The organism is Pseudomonas sp. P7759, from assembly GCF_013386445.1.
Taxonomy (GTDB): domain Bacteria; phylum Pseudomonadota; class Gammaproteobacteria; order Pseudomonadales; family Pseudomonadaceae; genus Aquipseudomonas; species Aquipseudomonas azotoformans_A.
In genome coordinates, this window is sequence record NZ_JACART010000010.1 from 19,286 (window position 1) to 36,313 (window position 17,028).

Sequence of the window (17,028 nt, forward strand, 5' to 3'; positions counted from 1 at the left end):
ATGGAAAGATCCACCCTAAGGCCTCGGGCGTTGTGTCAGTGGTCTGAACTCGACATCGGGATGCCCAGAAGCGCAGCGGTGTTTATTTGATATAACCCATCACCAATCCGCCATTTCCTCGCAGTAAGTGCGAAAGATTTCCCGCTTCACGCCAGAATTCGCAAGAAAATTCGCAGCAGGCCCTCGTATCATTCACCCCAGTAACCGCCGAGAGCCTTGAAATGAACCCAATAAAAACGTGGTGGGATATCAGCCCGCCCTTGAGTACGGCGACCCCGACCTGGCCGGGGGATACGCCGTTCCAGGAAGAGCGCGTGTGGCAGTTTGGCCCGGAGTGTCCGGTGAATGTCGGGCGTATCACGCTATCCCCACATACCGGCGCCCACGTGGATGCGCCGCTGCATTACAGCGCGGACGGCGCGCCGATTGGCGAGGTGTCGCTGGATGTGTACATGGGCCCATGCCGGGTGCTGCATTGCCTGGACAGCGGCGCACTGGTGCAGCCGCATCAGTTGGAAGGCCGTGTGGATAACTTGCCCGAGCGGGTGCTGCTGCGCACTTATCCACAAGCGCCGCTGACTGAGTGGGATTCGAATTTCACCGCCATCGCTCCGCAAACCATCGAGCTGCTTGCCCGCCTGGGTGTGCGCTTGATCGGCATCGATACGCCATCCCTGGACCCGCAGCAGTCCAAGACCATGGATTCCCACAACGCCGTGGCTCGCCATGGCATGGCGATCCTCGAAGGCATCGTGCTCGATGACGTACCGGAGGGCGACTATGAATTGATCGCACTGCCGCTGCGGTTTGCCAACCTCGACGCGAGCCCCGTCCGCGCCATTCTCCGTCCGCTCAAGGAGCCCACGCGATGAGCCAATGTCCTTTCTCTGCTGACTACCAGCCGCCCGAAGAATGGCATAACGCCGAACTGAATTTCTCCGAGTCCATGAGCTACGGCGATTACCTGGACCTGGGCAAAGTCCTCAGCGCCCAGCATCCGCTGTCGCCGGACCACAACGAAATGCTCTTCATCATCCAGCACCAGACCTCCGAGCTGTGGATGAAACTGATGCTCCACGAACTCAAGGCCGCCCGCGAACACGTGCGCCTGGGCGAGCTGCCGCCGGCGTTCAAGATGCTGGCGCGGGTGTCGCGGATCTTCGACCAACTGGTGCACGCCTGGGCGGTGCTGGCGACGATGACGCCGTCGGAGTACAAGTCGATCCGCCCGTTCCTGGGGCAGTCGTCGGGGTTTCAGTCGTTCCAGTACCGTGAGATCGAATTTATCCTCGGCAATAAAAGCGCGGCGCTGTTGCGGCCCCACGCCCATCGGCCGGAGTTGTTGAACGAGTTGAAAGTGGCGATTGCCACACCGTCGCTGTATGACGAGGCGATCAACCTGATGGTCAAGGCCGGCTTGGCGATTGATCCGAAGCGCGCCGAGCGTGACCCGACGGCCGCGACGGTCCACGATGAATCGGTAGAGGCGGCGTGGCGTGAGGTGTATCGCGATCCGAGCCGCTACTGGGATTTGTATCAGTTGGCCGAAAAGTTTATCGACCTGGAGGACTCGTTCCGTCAGTGGCGCTTCCGCCATGTGACCACGGTCGAGCGGATCATCGGCTTCCAGCCGGGCACGGGCGGCACCGAAGGGGTGGGGTATTTGCGCAAGATGCTCGACACCGTGCTGTTCCCAGAACTGTGGCGAGTACGCTCAACGCTCTAAACAAAAAGCCCCGGATCACCGGGGCTTTTCATTTTGGAATGCGATCAAAACTGTGGGAGCGGGCTTGCTCGCGAAAGCGGTGGGTCAGTCAACTTTTGTGTAGCTGACACACCGCATTCGCGAGCAAGCCCGCTCCCACATCAGGTTACTGCGCTACAGCTACTTTTGCGTTTCTCATCCGCAACCGGTAGGCAACGTAGATAATCCCCACCCACACCGGCATCGCATACACCGACTCGCTGATGCCCGGAATCGCCAGCATCACGCTGATGATCATCACCATGAACGCCAGGCACAGGTAGTTGCTGAACGGGAACCAGAAGGTCTTGAACGACGGCGTCAGGCCTTGTTCGCCCATGGCTTTGCGGAACTTGATGTGGGTAATGCTGATCAGCGCCCAGTTGATCATCAGTGAGGCAACCACCAGCGCGAACAGCAGTTCCAGCGCGCTCTGCGGTGCCACGTAGTTGACCACCACGCACAGCATCGTCACCAGCGCTGAAATCGCCAGGGCGCGGATCGGCACACCTTGCTTGTTCAGCTTCATCAGCGATTTCGGTGCATCACCTTGCTCGGCCAGGCCGAACAGCATGCGGCTGTTGCAGTACACGCCGCTGTTGTACACCGACAACGCCGCGGTCAGCACCACGAAGTTGAGGATGTGCGCGGCGGTGTCGTTGCCGATCAGCGAGAAGATCTGCACGAACGGGCTACCGCTGTAGGCATCGCCCGAGGCGCCGAGGGTTTGCAGCAACTGGTCCCACGGGTACAGCGACAGCAGCACGGTCAGGGCGCCGACGTAGAAAATCAGGATCCGGTAAACCACCTGGTTGATCGCTTTCGGGATCACCTTGCGCGGCTCGCTGGCTTCGGCGGCAGTGATGCCGACCAGCTCCAGGCCACCGAACGAGAACATAATGAACGCCATGGACATCAACAGCCCCATGCCGCCATTCGGGAAGAACCCGCCGTGGCTCCACAGGTTGCTGACCGAGGCTTGTGGACCGCCGGTGCCGCTGAACAGCAGGTAGCAGCCGAGCACGATCATGCCGACAATCGCCACCACCTTGATGATCGCAAACCAGAACTCGGCTTCACCGAAGAACTTCACGTTCAGGGTGTTGATCAGGTTCACCGCGACAAAGAACACCAGTGCACTGACCCAAGTCGGGATCTCCGGCCACCAGAACTGGATGTACTTGCCCACCGCCGTCAGTTCGGCCATGCCCACCAGCACGTAGAGTACCCAGTAGTTCCAGCCCGCCAGGAAGCCCGCGTAGCCGCCCCAGTATTTGTGCGCGAAGTGGCTGAAGGAGCCGGCCACCGGCTCTTCGACGATCATCTCGCCGAGCTGGCGCATGATCAGGAACGCGATGAAACCGGCAATCGCGTAGCCCAGGATCATCGACGGCCCCGCCGACTTGAGCACCCCGGCCGAGCCGAGGAACAACCCCGTGCCGATCGCCCCTCCCAAGGCGATCAGCTGAATGTGCCGGTTCTTCAAGCCCCGCTTGAGGCCTACCGGGTTAACCATGTCATCCGCCATTAACATTCCCTTCTACTTGTTGTTCTCAGGGTTGAGTGCACGCCGCATCTGCCCCTCAGAAGTGCTGAGGGGTCAGATATTACTCTGCGTAAACTTTTCGTAATACAGCTGAACGCCATCAAGTGCCTGATCCGCCAGCCATTGCTGGATGGATTCGACCATTGGAGGGGGGCCGCACAGGTACATATCCGCCGAACTGTCCCGCAATTCGGCCAGGTCAAAATGCTCGGTGAGGTAGCCGCGCTTGCCGGGCCAATCCTCTGACGGTGCGCTGAGGACTTCGGTATAGCGAAAGTTGGCAATTGTCGAGGCATAGGCCCGGATACGCGCCGCTTCGCACAAATCCTCGGCACCGCGTACGCCGTAGTAGAGGTGCACCGGTTGGTCGCAACCATTAGCGGCCAGTTCATCGAGCATACCCAGCAAGGCCGACAACCCGGTGCCACCCGCCACCAGTACCAATGGCTGGGTGACATGACGCAGGTAAAAGGCGCCGAGAGGCGCTTCCATCAACAACTCATCGCCCACCTGGCAGCGCTCGCGCAGGTAGTTGCTCATCACCCCATCGGGCAACAGGCGCACCAAAAATTGCAGGCGGTTGCCCGGCAGGTTGGCGAAAGAATATGAGCGCCAACTGTCCGTGCCAGGCACCGCCAGGCGGGCATATTGGCCCGGCAGAAAATCCAGTGCCTGATCCAACTGCACCTGCAGGATCGCCGTGCTGGCCGACACCTGCTCCACCGCGCTCACGCTGCCCTTGACCTGAACCGGTCCCGGCGCGTTGCACAGGCTCGAATCAAAGTCGAAATAGAACGTCGCGTCGGACTTTACCCGCGTCTGGCAACTGAGCATCTTGCGCTGTTGCAGGTCGAGGCTGGACAGGGCTTCTTCGTCTACATAGTCCTGGCTGTAATCGCCGGATTCGCAACGGCCCTGGCAGGTGCCGCACACCCCTTCACGGCAATCCAGCGGGATCTTGATGCCGTTGCGCAGCGCCGCATCCAGCAGGATTTCATGGGCGCCCACCGGGAAAAACAGGGTTTTGCCGTCGGCAAAACTGAAGGCTACTTTGTGATTCATTCGCGAAACTCCACGCATGTATTGCTGGCGCATAACTTGTGGCGAGGGCGCTTGCTCCCGCTGGAGTGCGCAGCGCTCCCAAGATTTTGGGGCCGCTACGCAGCCCAGCGGGAGCAAGCGCCCTCGCCACAAGGTGTGATGTGCTGGGTTAGAGGTGATAGAAATCCAGCACCGAGTTGATGGTGTCGTTGAGCAGCAACGCGTGCTTGCGGGTGATCAACCAACTGTCGCCATTCGGCTTGAGGCTGTAGGTAGCCTGTCCGTAGAACTGCTCTGACGTAGCCAATCGATAGAACAACGTGTGCCAGTTCAAACGCACCTCCAGCGTTCCATCCGCCTGCTCCGCCACGCGCACGTTATTGATCAGGTGCAAGGTGCGCGGCATCGGTGTCGCCGACGCGGCTTTGCCGGTGCGCAAACGGAACACACGGTCTTCCAGGCCCGAGCGGTTGGCGTAATAGATCAACGACATCTCGCGCTTGGGATCACGGGTGTAGACGTGTTCCGAGTCCCATTGCGGCAGGTGGAACTCGCTCTGCGGGTCGAACAGCTGCACATAGGCGTCCCAGTCCTGCGCGTCGCACAGCTCGGATTTGCGGTAGAAGAACTGCTCGATCTGGTACTGCAGTTGCGCATTCATCACTTCACCTCCCGCAATGTCAGCGCTTGTCTGTCCAGGCCCTTGAGCAGGAACTGCTGCCAGTTGCGATGCTGGTTCACATAGAGGCCTTCATGGGTGAATTCGGTGCCGGTCATGGCCGGTTGGATGCCGATGGCTTCGCTGTTGGGCGTGGGGCCGGTTTCCCAGCGGTGGCTGCCGCGTGAGATGTCGCTCCAGCGTTCCAGGCGGCCCTGGAAACCGCGCTGGGCCTCGCGAAATTCCACCAGGTCATCCGGCGTGCCCATGCCCGACACGTTGAAAAAGTCTTCGAACTGACGAATACGGTTTTCGCGGTCCGCGTCGGATTCGCCCTTCACCCCCAGGCACTGGCTGATGATCTCGGTTTTGTTCCACGCCACCGGGCGGATGATGCGCAGTTGTGAGCTGATCTGGTCGAGGAAGAACAGGCTCGGGTAGATATTCAAGTTGCGCAGGCGGTGCATCATCCACTCGGCCTTTGGCTGGCCGTGTTCTTCCACCAGGCGCGGCATGATGGTGGCGTAGCCGGAGCGCACGCTGGGGTTGGGCATGTCGCTGAACAACACACTGTGACCATTGTTGAAGGCGAACCAGCCGTCATCGGTGTTGGCGTCACCCGCGCCGAGCTTGCTGTAATCGAGGGTGCTGCCTGCGCCGGTGCCGTTCTCGGTGTTCACTTGCTGGCGATGCTGCACCGTGGCCACGTAGTTGTAGTGCACGGTGCTGACGTGATAACCGTCCAGGCCGTTCTCGTTTTGCAGCTTCCAGTTGCCGTCGTAGGTGTAGGCGGATTTGCCCGGCAATACCTCCAACTCACCGGTAGCGGACTGGGCGACCATCATGTCGAAGAACACTTTGGCGTCGCCCAGGAAGTCTTCCAGGCTGTCGGTGCCCGCCACATCCAGGCTGATGAACACAAAGCCTTTGTAGCTTTCGATGCGGGCCTTTTTCAGCCCGCGCGTCGCCTTGTCGAACCCCTCCGGGTATTCCCCCGGCGCCTTGACCTTCACCAGCCGGCCATCGCTCTTGTAGCACCAGGCATGGAACGGGCAGGTGAAGGTGGACTGGTTGCCCTTGCCGACCCGCGTCAAGGTGGTGCCGCGATGCTGGCAGGCGTTGATCAGCGCGTTGAGGTGGCCTTCGCCGTCGCGGGTGATGATCATCGGCTGGCGCCCGGCGCGCATCGTCACGAAGTCGTGGTTATTCGCCAGTTCGCTTTCGTGGCAGGCGTAGATCCAGTTTTTTTCGAAGATCAGTTCCATCTCCAGATCGAACAGTTCCGGCTCGGTGAACATGTCACGGGCGATGCGGAACACTTCATCCGCCGGGCGAAAATCCAGACAACCTTCGATAAATGTTTTCCACTGCTCGACGCTTCTTGCACCACTCATGGGAGGCACCTTTTGATAGGGCTAATCGGTGGTTTATTAAAGGCTGCGGGGCAGGGCGCGGGCTATCCGCTTAGTGGGGGAACCTGCGCCGGATAATTGGGCAGCAAATACCCAACCCGGTGCGCAGCGGTGACGGGATGCGCTACTGTTTGGCAAGGCAATGGCCGCAAAAGTCGGCGGCTTATCCACTTAGTCGACCCTTGCTATCCACCCGCTGGTGATTGCGCCGGCGTGGCGCATTATTTGCTGTCGAACAACAACGACGCGCCGCCAGAGCGCGCAACAGCCTAACCGCCGTGGGTGCACCCTGATGAGCAGCCAAACGATTCAACGCTTCGACCTGGAAGGCGCACGCAGCTGGATGTCCGGCATCTGCGGGCCCCATCGCCTGGCCACCGCCACGCCCGAGCGCCTGCGTTTCCACCACAGTGCCAACATGTTCAAGTCCCGCGCCACCACCTTGGGCGTGATCGAATACGGCACCGACGTGACCATCGACATCGAAGACGCCGAGCACTTCAGCAGCTACAGCCTGAGCCTGCCGTTGGTGGGCGAGCAGGAGTTGAGCAAGAACGGTGAGCGCCTGAGCTCCAACCGCGACCAGGGCGTGATCATCTCGCCCAACGAGCATCAGGTGCTGGCGATTTCTGGCGACTGCCGCAAGTTGCAGGTAGTGATCACGCGGGCGGCGATGAGTGAGTCGCTGGAAGGTTTGCTGCAACGGCCAATTGATGCGCCGCTGCGCTTTGAATCGGTGATGGACGCGGTGGACGGCGCTTCGGCGGCGTGGTGGCGCATGGCGCGCTACTTCATCGCGGAGCTGGAACACGGCAGTGAATTGTATGAGCAACCGGCGTTTACCCGTGACCTGGAAAGCTCGCTGATCAAGGGCCTGATCCTGGCCCAGCCGAACAATTACTCCGAAGAGCTGCGCGATGTCCTGGGTGTGAAACTGCCGCATTACCTGATCCGTGCGCGCCAGTACATCCACGACAATGCTCGGGACGCCGTGCATCTGGAAGACCTGGAGGCCGCGGCTGGCGTATCGCGGTTCAAGTTGTTTGATGCCTTTCGCAAATACTTTGCGCTGTCGCCGATGGCCTACTTGAAAAAGCATCGGCTTTCTGCGGTGCGCCAGGCCATCCTTGAACAGGGCTCCACCTGCACCATCTCCGAGATTGCCCTGGGCTGGGGCTTTACCCACCTTGGGCGGTTTTCGGCGGAGTATCGCAAGCTGTTCGATGAGTCGCCGAGCCAGACGCTGCAGCGCAACGATGCGCGGCGCCTGCGTGGCTAGATCAACTCTTCCACCAGTTGCAGGCAATGACTGAGCCCCGGCGACTGGTCATTCACCCGTCGGCTGAGGATGATCGGCGAGGTCGCCGTGGCCTCCACCACCGGTGTGTAGCCGATGTCCGCGCGGTGCAGCACCTGCACCGAGGCGGGCACCAGCGTCACGCCCATGCCGGCGCCGACCAAACCAATGGCGGTCTGCAATTCGTTGGTCCACTGCGCCACCTTGAGGCTCAGGCCATGGGCGTCGAACAGTGCGATCACATGGTCGGCGTAGCTGGGGCGCGGGTTGCCGGGGTAGAGCACAAAGGGCTCGGCGGCCAGTTGGGCGAGGGTGGCGGGCGCATCGAGCAACGGGTGGCCGGCAGGCAGCACGGCGACCAGCCGATCCTCCACCAGCACGCGCTGGACGATGGCCGGGTCGTCGATGCGAATCCGCCCGAACCCCACATCGATACGCCCGGCCTTGAGCGCTTCGACCTGCTGCAAGGTGGTCATTTCCGACAGCCCCAACTCCAGCTCCAGCGCCTCATGGGTGCGCAGCCGGCGGATCAGTTCCGGCAGCACGCCATACAAGGTCGAGGGCGCAAAGCCGATGCCCAGCCAAGTCTTCTCGCCTTGGCCGATGCGCCGGGTGTTGTCGCAGACCTTGCTCAGTTGTTCCAGCAGCACATTGGCATGCTCATAGAAAAACCGCCCGGCTTCGGTCAGCCGCAACGGTCGGCCGCGCTCCAGCAGGATCACCCCCAACTCATCTTCCAATTGCTGGATCTGCCGGCTCAACGGCGGCTGGGCGATGTGCAAACGTTCGGCGGCGCGGGTGAAGTTGAGGGTTTCCCCCAGCACCTGGAAATAGCGCAGATGACGCAATTCCATAACCACTCCTTTCATACCTTGAGGGTATTGCTTGAGACCCATTCTATATTGGAAGCCTTTAAAAATACGGCACAGAATCGGCTCAAACCTAAAAAGAACTCAACGGGTATAGCCATGCCGATTTGCGCCATCGAGTCGATCGACACGATCATCGTCGACCTCCCCACCATTCGCCCGCACAAGCTGGCGATGCACACGATGCAAAACCAGACCTTGGTGATCATCCGCCTGCGCTGCGCCGACGGCATCGAGGGCATCGGCGAAGCCACTACCATTGGCGGCCTGAGCTACGGCAACGAAAGCCCCGACAGCATCAAGATCAACATCGACCGCCACTTCGCGCCGCTGCTGATCGGCCAGGACGCGAGCAATATCAACGCGGCCATGTTGCGCCTGGAACGCAGCATTCGCGGCAACACCTTTGCCAAGTCCGGGATCGAAAGCGCCTTGCTCGATGCACTGGGCAAACGCTTGAACCTGCCGGTCAGCGAACTGCTCGGCGGCCGTGTGCGCGATGCCTTGCCGGTGGCCTGGACCCTGGCCAGCGGCAACACGGAAAAGGACATTGCCGAAGCGGAAAAGATGCTCGACCTGCGCCGCCACCGCATCTTTAAATTGAAGATCGGCGCCGGTGAAGTCAGCCAGGACCTGGCCCATGTGATCGCGATCAAAAAAGCCCTGGGCGACCGCGCCAGTGTGCGCGTCGACGTCAACCAGGCTTGGGATGAGGCGGTGGCACTGCGTGCCTGCAAGGTGCTCGGCGACAATGGTATCGACCTGATCGAACAACCCATCTCACGCAACAACCGGGGCGGCATGGTGCGGCTCAACCTGTCGAGTCCGGCGCCGATCATGGCCGATGAATCCATCGAGTGTGTCGAAGATGCCTTCAACCTCGCCCGCGAAGGTGCGGCCTCGGTGTTTGCGTTGAAGATCGCCAAGAACGGCGGTCCGCGCGCCGTATTGCGTACCGCCGCCATTGCCGAAGCGGCGGGCATCGGCCTGTACGGCGGCACCATGCTCGAAGGCGGCATCGGCACCCTGGCCTCGGCCCATGCCTTTCTCACGCTGAACAAACTGGCGTGGGACACCGAGTTGTTCGGCCCATTGTTGCTCACCGAAGACATACTCACCGAACCGCCGGTGTACCGCGATTTTCAGCTGCATGTCTCCACCGCACCGGGCCTGGGCCTGGCCATCGATGAAGAGCGCCTGGCGTTCTTCCGTCGTGACAAACACTAAGAGGCGCCTGCCATGTTGTTCCACGTAAAAATGACCGTAAACCTGCCCCTCGATATGAATCCCGAGCGCGCCGCTGCGCTCAAGGCCGAAGAAAAAGCCTTGGCGCAGCGCCTGCAACAGCAAGGCAAATGGCGCCACCTGTGGCGCATCGCCGGGCACTACGCCAACTACAGCGTGTTCGATGTCGACAGCGTGCAGGACCTGCACGACCTGCTGATGCAACTGCCGCTTTTCCCCTACATGGCCATCGAAGTGAATGCCCTGTGCCGTCACCCGTCGTCGATCCATGAGGATGACCGCTAGGCCGGTTTTTTAATCTAATAACTACAAGATGAGGAATGCACCATGTCCATCCGACTGTCCCAGACTGCCCATGCCCAACAGTTTCTCGAAGAAGCCAGCGGCAACCTCAATGACGCCGGTAACCCGCGTACCAAGGCGCTGATCTACCGGATCCTGCGCGACACCGTGAACATCATCGAAGACCTGGAAGTGACCCCGGAAGAGTTCTGGAAGGCGGTCAACTATCTGAACGACTTGGGCAGGAACCAGGAAGCCGGCTTGCTCGCCGCCGGGCTGGGCCTGGAGCATTACCTCGACCTGTTGATGGACGCCGCCGATGAGGAGGCCGGCAAATCCGGTGGTACGCCGCGCACCATCGAAGGCCCGTTGTATGTGGCCGGTGCGCCGCTGTCGAAGTATGAGGCGCGATTGGATGATGGCAAGGACGACGCGGTGCCGCTGTTCATGCGCGGGCAAGTGCGTGACACCGATGGCAAGCCGCTGGCGGGGGCGATTGTGGATGTGTGGCAGGCCAATACCGGTGGCACCTATTCATGGTTCGACCCTACGCAATCTGAGTTCAACCTGCGCCGACGCATCGAGACCGATGCCCAGGGCAACTACCGTTTTCGCAGTATCGTACCGTCGGGCTACGGTTGCCCGCCGACCGGGCCGACCCAGCAACTGCTCGATCAACTGGGGCGCCACGGGCAGCGGCCGGCGCATATTCACTTCTTCATTTCGGCGCCGGGGCATCGGCACCTGACCACGCAGATCAACCTGTCGGATGACCCGTACCTGCATGATGATTTTGCCTACGCGACGCGGGATGAGTTGATCGCCGAGATTCGCTTCAGTGAAGATCCGCAGTTGGCGCGAGAGTTTGGCGTGGAAGGGCGGTTTGCGCAGATTGATTTTGACTTTGAGTTGCAGATCGCTGATGCGCCGGTAGAGCAAAAGCGCATGCAGCGCGTGCGTGCTTTGGAAGACTAAACGCGGTTAAAAATGTGGGAGCGGGCTTGCTCGCGAATGCGATGTATCAGCCAGCATATCCGGCGACTGATGCACCGCATTCGCGAGCAAGCCCGCTCCCACAGGGTTTTGTAGTGTTGCCGCTATTTGCGGATAACCAGGTCCAGCACCTCATCCCGATCCTTGATTTTCTGCAACACAATCTCCGAGCGTATATCCATCACCCCCGCCGTGCGGTTCAGGTGGTTCACGATAAAGTCCGAAAAATGCTTGAGGTTGCGCGCCTGCACCCGCAGCACATAGTTGCTGGCGCCGGTGATCACGTAGGCACTGGCCACTTCCGGCCAGCCCTGCACTTTCTTGATGAAGGTCTCATGCCAATCCTCCACATCCTGGCGCAAGGACAGGTGGACGATGGCCTCCAGCTCGATCCCCAATTGCTCGGCGTTCAGCACCGCGCGGTAGCCGCTGATGATTCCGTCGCTCTCCAGCAAGCGCAAACGGCGCAGGCAGGCGGACGGCGACAGCGCGACTTTTTCCGCCAGTTCCTGGTTGCTGATGCGGCCATCCTGTTGCAGGAAATGCAGGAGGCGCAGGTCGGTGGCGTCGAGAATCATGGTTAGAATAAATCCGCGTGTTTGGGGGTTAAATTCGAATTTCCTACAGCTTAATTAGCCTGTTGCTACTCACTTTGCACGAAAATTCTCTAAAACTTCGTTCATTATTTGGTCCATTCTTACTTATAAAAACCAGGACCGCCCATGACCCCTCGAAGCCATTGCCAAGCCCTCGACGCCCAGGACCCGCTGGCACCGTTGCGCAGCCAGTTCGCCTTGCCGGAGGGCGTGATCTACCTCGACGGCAACTCCCTCGGCGCCCGCCCGGTGGCGGCGTTGGCGCGGGCGCAGGCGGTGATCGCCGAAGAGTGGGGCAACGGGCTGATCCGCAGCTGGAACGCCGCCGGTTGGGCGGATTTGTCCCAGCGCCTGGGCAATCGCCTGGCGCCCTTGATTGGCGCGCGTGACAACGAAGTGGTGATCACCGATACCACCTCGATCAACCTGTTCAAGGTGCTGAGCGCCGCATTGACCGTGCAGCGTCAACGCCAGCCGCATCGCAAGGTGATCGTCAGCGAGGCGAGCAACTTCCCCACCGACCTGTACATCGCAGAAGGCTTGGCTGAACTGCTGCAACAGGGCTATTCCCTGCGCCTGGTGAACAGCCCGGACGAACTGCCCCAGGCGATCGATCAGGACGTGGCGGTGGTGATGCTCACCCACGTCAATTACAAGACCGGCTACATGTACGACATGCAGGCGCTGACCGCCTTGAGCCATGAGTGTGGCGCGTTGAGTATCTGGGACCTGGCGCATTCGGCGGGCGCGGTGCCCATCGACCTGCATCAGGCGGGCGCCGATTATGCGATCGGCTGCACCTACAAGTACCTCAACGGCGGCCCGGGTTCCCAGGCGTTTGTGTGGGTCAACCCGGCGTTGGTGGATGTGGTGCGTCAGCCGTTGTCGGGCTGGTTCGGGCACACCCGACAGTTCGCCATGGAGTCGACCTACGCGCCGAGTGCTGGCATCGCCCGTTACCTGTGTGGCACGCAGCCGATCACTTCGCTGGCCATGGTGGAGTGCGGCCTGGAGATCTTTGCCCAGACCGATATGGCGAGTTTGCGCAGCAAGTCCCTGGCGTTGACCGACCTGTTTATCGCGTTGGTCGAAGCCCGTTGCGCCGCCCATGACTTGAAGTTGATCACCCCACGCGAGCACGCCAGGCGTGGCAGCCATGTGAGCTTCGAACACCCTGAAGGCTACGCGGTGATCCAGGCCTTGATCGCCCGTGGGGTGATCGGTGATTACCGTGAGCCGCGCATCATGCGGTTTGGTTTTACGCCGTTGTACACGAGCTTTACCGAAGTGTTTGACGCTGTGGAAATCCTTGGCGACATCCTCGACAACCACACCTGGGACCAGCCGCAATTCAAAGTCCGCAACAGCGTCACCTGACACATCTACCGACCACCTGTGCAATCACAATAATAAAGGGGCACACCACGTGACCACGCCAGACAACGGCTTTGCAGAGATCACCCACCGCGAACTGGGCCTGCGGCGCCAGCTCACTTCCGGCCAGATGAGCATGATCGCCATCGGCGGCGCCATTGGCACCGGGCTGTTCATGGGCAGCGCCTACGCCATCGGCTATGCCGGGCCCAGCGTCTTGGTGAGCTACGCCATCGGCGCGTTGATCACCTTGCTGTTGATGGGCTGCCTGGCGGAAATGACGGTGGCCCATTCCACCTCGGGCTCCTTTGGTGCGTATGCCGAGTTCTACATCAGCCCGCTCGCCGGGTTCCTGGTGCGTTATGCCTACTGGGCGGCGATTGTGTTGGCGGTGGGCGCCGAGGTCACGGCGGTGGCGATGTACATGAAGTACTGGTTCGCCAACGTGCCGGAATGGGTGTGGATCGTGTCGTTTTCCAGCGTGTTGATCCTGCTCAATGCGATCAGCGTGAAGACGTTTGGCAACTTCGAATACTGGTTTTCGACGATCAAGATCAGTGCGATTGTCGGCTTCATCATCCTTGCCGTGTACGTGGTGTTCGGCTCCGGCAATCCGGAGTACGGCGTGCAGAACTATACGGCCCACGACGGCTTTTTCCCCCATGGCCTGAGCGGCATGTGGATGGCGGTGATCGTGTCGATCTTCAGCTATTTGAGTGTGGAGATGATCGCCGTGGCCGCCGGTGAAGCCGCCGACCCGGAACAGGCGGTGAAGAAAGCGTTCCGTGCGACCATCGTGCGCCTGGTGGTGTTTTACCTGCTGACCCTGGCGCTGATGCTGGCCATCGTGCCGTGGAACCAGGCCGGGCAGACCCAGAGCCCGTTCGTCACGGTGATGCAGACCATCGGCATTCCCGGTGCTACCGGCGTGATGAACTTCGTGATCCTGATCGCCGCGCTCTCGGCGATGAACAGCCAGCTCTACATCACCACCCGCATGATGTTCAGCCTGTCCCGCGCCGGGTTTGCGCCCAAGTCCATGGGCGCGTTGAGCAAGAGCGGCATCCCGTTGAACGCGTTGCTGCTGTCCAGTTCGGGCATTGCGCTGGCGACGTTGCTGAACGTGGTGTACCCGGAAAGCTCGTTCACGCTGATGATGGCGATCTCGATGTTTGGCGCGATCTTCACCTGGTTCATGATCTTCCTCACGCACCTGTTCTTCCGGCGCTACCGCAAGCGTCACGGTGGGCCGAAATTGTCGTTCCAACTGCGGCTGTTTCCCTACAGCACGTTGCTGGGGCTGGTGCTGATGGGCGCGGTGATGATCACCACCTATTTCACCGACGCGTTCAAGATGACCCTGGTGTTTGGCGTGCCGTTCCTGCTGAGTCTGTCGGCGGTGTATTACGGGTTCTTCCGCAAGGGCAGGGCCAAGGCGTCGAACAAGGCTTTGGCATAACCGGGCAGCTGTTCGAACGAGCGCGCACATAACAGCAGCTTCCGACAGGCCCACTCCTCTTGCAGGGGGTGGGCCTTGAAGCGGCGTTCCTGCGGCCAACGTTCCAGCGCGGCCTGGGGCACGATACCCAGGCCAGCGCCGCGGGCGACCATACGGATCACCCCGTCAAAGCTCTCGGCACGGATGCGTGTTTGCAGGCGGAAACCCGCGTGCAATGCCTGTTCTTCGAGGTACACCGTCAACGCGCTGTGAGTGGCGAGACCGACAAAGTCGTGTTGCAGGCTATCGACAAAGCTCCCTGCGGTGAACGGGTGATCCAGCGGCGCGATCAGCACCAGCGGGTCGTCGCGAAAGGGCAGGGTCTGCAGGCCGTGGGTGTCCACCGCGTCGGAGATGATCCCAATATCCGCTGTGCCCTGGCGCAAGGCCTGGGTGATACGCAGGCTCGGCAGCTCCTGCAGGTCGATATCGAGGTTGGGATGCTCGCATAGAAAGTCCGCCAGCAGTTCCGGCAGGTATTCGCTGAGGGCGGTGGTGTTGCACAGCAGGCGCACCTGGCCTTTGATGCCGTTGGCGTATTCCGCCAGGTCCTGCTGCAGGTGTTCGGCTTGTTGCAGCAACAAGCGTGCGTGGCGGGCCAGGGCTTTGCCGGCGGGCGTGGGTGTGACGCCTCGACGGTTACGCTCCAGAAACTCGATACCCAACGAAGCCTCCATCGCCCGGATACGCGCACTCGCGGCGGCCAGGGACAAATGGCTGCGCCCGGCACCGGCGGTGATGTTGCCGGTGTCGAGGATGTGCAGATAGAGGCGCAGGTCGATCAGGTCAAAGTGCATGCCGGGGTTCTCGGGTGGCTGGACTGGCCCCTTCGCGAGCAAGCCCGCTCCCACATTTTGGAATGCATTTCAAATGTGGGAGCGGGCTTGCTCGCGAAGGCGGCATCAGCCTCTCACAAAACAAGAGGCTGCCTCAGTATATGGCGAATTTCAGCCTTCAGCGAAAAGCCGCACAATCCCCTTATGAATACTTTCCTCGCGTTCTACCAACAAATCGGCCCCGCCCTGAGCGTGCTGGTGATCGGCACCTTCGTGCTGGCCGGCACCGTCAAGGGGGTGATCGGCCTGGGCCTGCCGACAGTCTCCATGGGCTTGCTCGGCCTGGCTATGTTACCGGCGCAGGCTGCGGCTTTGCTGATCATCCCGTCGACGATCACCAACCTGTGGCAACTGGCGTTCGGCGGGCATTTGAGCGCATTGGTCAAACGCCTGTGGCCGATGTTGCTGCTGATCTTCCTCGGTACCGGGTTGGGCACCTTGTGGCTGGGCATGAGCGGGGGAAGCTGGGTGGGGCATGCGTTGGGCGGTGCGTTGCTGGTGTATGCACTCAGCGGATTGTTCCTGCCGACGTTCAAGGTAAAACCTGAGACTGAACGTTGGCTGGGTCCTATGTGCGGCGTCGTCACGGGAGTCATCACTTCAGCGACCGGCGTGTTCGTGATTCCCGCCGTGCCCTATCTGCAAGCCTTGGGCTTAAACCGTGATCAGTTGGTGCAGGCGCTGGGGCTGTCGTTCACGGTTTCCACCCTGGCATTGGCCGCCGGGCTGGCCTGGCGTGGCACCCTCGGTGGCGGGGAGGTCTGCGCCTCGCTGCTGGCGCTGGTGCCGGCACTGCTGGGCATGTGGCTGGGCCAGGCGGTGCGGCAGCGCATCAGCGCCGTGTTGTTCAAGCGCGTGTTTTTCGTGGGCATGGCCTTGCTGGGGGCGCATCTGCTGATCAGTGGTTAACAATGGGTGGTGCATTTGTGCTTTTTGGTCAAATGTATTTTGCCGTGCCGCCGCTTATTCCGAGGGGCCAATGTCGATAGCCTGCCGGCAGACATTTTTAACCCTTCCGGATGCCCTCCCATGAAAAAAATCCTCTTGCTCAACGGCGGCAAAAAGTTCGCTCACTCCGATGGCCGCTACAACACCACCCTGCATGACGCCGCCGTGGCCGTGCTGGACCGTGCCGGTATCGACGTGAAAGTCACCCACATCGACGAAGGCTACGACGTGGCCGAAGAGGTCGCAAAATTCCTCTGGGCCGACGTGATCATCTACCAGATGCCCGGCTGGTGGATGGGCGCGCCGTGGATCGTCAAGAAATACATCGACGAAGTCTTCACCGAAGGCCACGGCAGCCTGTACGCCAGCGACGGTCGCACGCGCTCCGACTCGTCGCAGAAGTACGGCAGCGGCGGCTTGATCCAGGGCAAGCAATACATGCTCTCGCTGACCTGGAATGCGCCGCAGCAAGCCTTCGACGACCCGACCGACTTCTTCGAAGCCAAAGGCGTGGACGCGGTGTACTTCCCGTTCCATAAGGCCAACGAGTTCCTTGGCATGACCGGCCTGCCGACCTTCCTTTGCGTGGACGTGATGAAGCGCCCGGCGATCGAGGCTGACGTGGCGCGCTACGAGCAGCATCTGGCGCAGGTGTTCAATTTCTCGGTGTAAGCTGCTGTGAACCGATA

Annotated in this window: 17 protein-coding genes; 10 read left to right on the top strand and 7 right to left on the bottom strand. The window is 60.8% G+C overall.

The annotated features are described in order from the left end of the window. The first annotated feature begins 221 nt into the window (after positions 1 to 221). Entirely contained in the window at positions 222 to 872 is a 651-nt protein-coding gene (gene kynB, locus HX823_RS12995) for an arylformamidase (RefSeq protein WP_177075110.1), read from the top strand. Continuing rightward, a complete protein-coding gene (gene kynA / locus HX823_RS13000; protein WP_016974893.1) occupies positions 869 to 1,726 on the top strand; it encodes a tryptophan 2,3-dioxygenase in 858 nt (285 codons plus the stop codon). The genes kynB and kynA overlap by 4 nt, the downstream gene beginning before the upstream one ends. 145 nt (positions 1,727 to 1,871) lie before the next feature. Here kynA and HX823_RS13005 read toward each other — a convergent pair whose 3' ends face one another. The 4 genes from HX823_RS13005 to antA form a co-directional block, all read right to left on the bottom strand. Then, complete coding sequence (locus tag HX823_RS13005) at positions 1,872 to 3,272, bottom strand: amino acid permease (RefSeq protein WP_177075111.1); 1,401 nt, start codon at positions 3,270 to 3,272, stop codon at positions 1,872 to 1,874. A 72-nt stretch (positions 3,273 to 3,344) separates the two neighbouring features. After that, positions 3,345 to 4,352 carry an anthranilate 1,2-dioxygenase electron transfer component AntC gene (antC, locus tag HX823_RS13010; protein WP_177075112.1) on the bottom strand — a complete coding sequence of 336 codons (1,008 nt, stop codon included), beginning with the start codon at positions 4,350 to 4,352 and terminating at the stop codon, positions 3,345 to 3,347. 148 nt (positions 4,353 to 4,500) lie between these two features. Continuing rightward, positions 4,501 to 4,992 (bottom strand): anthranilate 1,2-dioxygenase small subunit, encoded by a 492-nt coding sequence (gene antB / locus HX823_RS13015; protein WP_177075113.1) that lies wholly within the window; start codon positions 4,990 to 4,992, stop codon positions 4,501 to 4,503. Continuing rightward, on the bottom strand, positions 4,992 to 6,383 hold the full coding sequence (gene antA, locus HX823_RS13020; protein ID WP_177075114.1) for an anthranilate 1,2-dioxygenase large subunit: 1,392 nt from the start codon (positions 6,381 to 6,383) through the stop codon (positions 4,992 to 4,994). Before antA ends, antB begins: the two co-directional genes overlap by 1 nt. 310 nt (positions 6,384 to 6,693) lie before the next feature. Here antA and HX823_RS13025 point away from each other — a divergent pair, with 310 nt between their 5' ends. Beyond that, positions 6,694 to 7,680, top strand: coding sequence for a helix-turn-helix domain-containing protein (locus HX823_RS13025; protein ID WP_177075115.1), 987 nt, complete (start codon positions 6,694 to 6,696; stop codon positions 7,678 to 7,680). Here HX823_RS13025 and HX823_RS13030 read toward each other — a convergent pair. Then, entirely contained in the window at positions 7,677 to 8,552 is an 876-nt protein-coding gene (locus HX823_RS13030) for a LysR family transcriptional regulator (RefSeq protein WP_177075116.1), read from the bottom strand. The genes HX823_RS13025 and HX823_RS13030 overlap by 4 nt on opposite strands. A gap of 114 nt (positions 8,553 to 8,666) precedes the next feature. Here HX823_RS13030 and HX823_RS13035 point away from each other — a divergent pair, with 114 nt between their 5' ends. The 3 genes from HX823_RS13035 to catA are packed head-to-tail and all read left to right on the top strand — an operon-like array spanning position 8,667 to position 11,069. Then, positions 8,667 to 9,794 carry a muconate cycloisomerase family protein gene (locus HX823_RS13035; RefSeq protein ID WP_177075117.1) on the top strand — a complete coding sequence of 376 codons (1,128 nt, stop codon included), beginning with the start codon at positions 8,667 to 8,669 and terminating at the stop codon, positions 9,792 to 9,794. Positions 9,795 to 9,806: 12 nt separating this feature from the next. After that, on the top strand, positions 9,807 to 10,097 hold the full coding sequence (gene catC, locus HX823_RS13040; RefSeq protein ID WP_038845065.1) for a muconolactone Delta-isomerase: 291 nt from the start codon (positions 9,807 to 9,809) through the stop codon (positions 10,095 to 10,097). A 42-nt stretch (positions 10,098 to 10,139) separates the two neighbouring features. Continuing rightward, positions 10,140 to 11,069: a catechol 1,2-dioxygenase gene (catA, locus tag HX823_RS13045; RefSeq protein ID WP_038845067.1), complete on the top strand. Its 930-nt coding sequence runs from the start codon at positions 10,140 to 10,142 to the stop codon at positions 11,067 to 11,069. Between the two features lie 122 nt (positions 11,070 to 11,191). On the opposite strand, the gene HX823_RS13050 is transcribed toward catA, so the two are convergent. Next, positions 11,192 to 11,665: an Lrp/AsnC family transcriptional regulator gene (locus HX823_RS13050; protein WP_177075118.1), complete on the bottom strand. Its 474-nt coding sequence runs from the start codon at positions 11,663 to 11,665 to the stop codon at positions 11,192 to 11,194. 144 nt (positions 11,666 to 11,809) lie between these two features. Between HX823_RS13050 and kynU the strand changes: the two genes are divergently transcribed. Continuing rightward, positions 11,810 to 13,060 (top strand): kynureninase, encoded by a 1,251-nt coding sequence (kynU, locus tag HX823_RS13055; protein ID WP_177075119.1) that lies wholly within the window; start codon positions 11,810 to 11,812, stop codon positions 13,058 to 13,060. 49 nt (positions 13,061 to 13,109) lie between these two features. Continuing rightward, positions 13,110 to 14,516, top strand: a complete 1,407-nt coding sequence (locus HX823_RS13060) for an amino acid permease (RefSeq protein ID WP_177075120.1) — start codon at positions 13,110 to 13,112, stop codon at positions 14,514 to 14,516. On the opposite strand, the gene HX823_RS13065 is transcribed toward HX823_RS13060, so the two are convergent. Beyond that, positions 14,462 to 15,352: a LysR family transcriptional regulator gene (locus HX823_RS13065; RefSeq protein ID WP_177075121.1), complete on the bottom strand. Its 891-nt coding sequence runs from the start codon at positions 15,350 to 15,352 to the stop codon at positions 14,462 to 14,464. The genes HX823_RS13060 and HX823_RS13065 overlap by 55 nt on opposite strands. A 183-nt stretch (positions 15,353 to 15,535) precedes the next feature. On the opposite strand from HX823_RS13065, the gene HX823_RS13070 reads away from it, so the two are divergent. Beyond that, a complete protein-coding gene (locus tag HX823_RS13070) occupies positions 15,536 to 16,300 on the top strand; it encodes a sulfite exporter TauE/SafE family protein (protein ID WP_177075122.1) in 765 nt (254 codons plus the stop codon). 120 nt (positions 16,301 to 16,420) lie between these two features. Continuing rightward, the gene (locus HX823_RS13075; RefSeq protein WP_177075123.1) at positions 16,421 to 17,011 is read left to right on the top strand and encodes an NAD(P)H-dependent oxidoreductase; all 591 of its coding nucleotides are present in this window, start codon (positions 16,421 to 16,423) and stop codon (positions 17,009 to 17,011) included. Positions 17,012 to 17,028 lie beyond the last annotated feature (17 nt).

Excerpts from the sequence above, each read along its gene's own strand:
- kynB (WP_177075110.1), top strand. The coding sequence starts at position 222 with ATGAACCCAATAAAAACGTGGTGGGATATCAGCCCGCCCTTGAGTACG.
- kynA (WP_016974893.1), top strand. The coding sequence starts at position 869 with ATGAGCCAATGTCCTTTCTCTGCTGACTACCAGCCGCCCGAAGAATGG.
- HX823_RS13005 (WP_177075111.1), bottom strand. The coding sequence starts at position 3,272 with ATGGCGGATGACATGGTTAACCCGGTAGGCCTCAAGCGGGGCTTGAAG.
- antC (WP_177075112.1), bottom strand. The coding sequence starts at position 4,352 with ATGAATCACAAAGTAGCCTTCAGTTTTGCCGACGGCAAAACCCTGTTT.
- antB (WP_177075113.1), bottom strand. The coding sequence starts at position 4,992 with ATGAATGCGCAACTGCAGTACCAGATCGAGCAGTTCTTCTACCGCAAA.
- antA (WP_177075114.1), bottom strand. The coding sequence starts at position 6,383 with ATGAGTGGTGCAAGAAGCGTCGAGCAGTGGAAAACATTTATCGAAGGT.
- HX823_RS13025 (WP_177075115.1), top strand. The coding sequence starts at position 6,694 with ATGAGCAGCCAAACGATTCAACGCTTCGACCTGGAAGGCGCACGCAGC.
- HX823_RS13030 (WP_177075116.1), bottom strand. The coding sequence starts at position 8,552 with ATGGAATTGCGTCATCTGCGCTATTTCCAGGTGCTGGGGGAAACCCTC.
- HX823_RS13035 (WP_177075117.1), top strand. The coding sequence starts at position 8,667 with ATGCCGATTTGCGCCATCGAGTCGATCGACACGATCATCGTCGACCTC.
- catC (WP_038845065.1), top strand. The coding sequence starts at position 9,807 with ATGTTGTTCCACGTAAAAATGACCGTAAACCTGCCCCTCGATATGAAT.
- catA (WP_038845067.1), top strand. The coding sequence starts at position 10,140 with ATGTCCATCCGACTGTCCCAGACTGCCCATGCCCAACAGTTTCTCGAA.
- HX823_RS13050 (WP_177075118.1), bottom strand. The coding sequence starts at position 11,665 with ATGATTCTCGACGCCACCGACCTGCGCCTCCTGCATTTCCTGCAACAG.
- kynU (WP_177075119.1), top strand. The coding sequence starts at position 11,810 with ATGACCCCTCGAAGCCATTGCCAAGCCCTCGACGCCCAGGACCCGCTG.
- HX823_RS13065 (WP_177075121.1), bottom strand. The coding sequence starts at position 15,352 with ATGCACTTTGACCTGATCGACCTGCGCCTCTATCTGCACATCCTCGAC.
- HX823_RS13070 (WP_177075122.1), top strand. The coding sequence starts at position 15,536 with ATGAATACTTTCCTCGCGTTCTACCAACAAATCGGCCCCGCCCTGAGC.
- HX823_RS13075 (WP_177075123.1), top strand. The coding sequence starts at position 16,421 with ATGAAAAAAATCCTCTTGCTCAACGGCGGCAAAAAGTTCGCTCACTCC.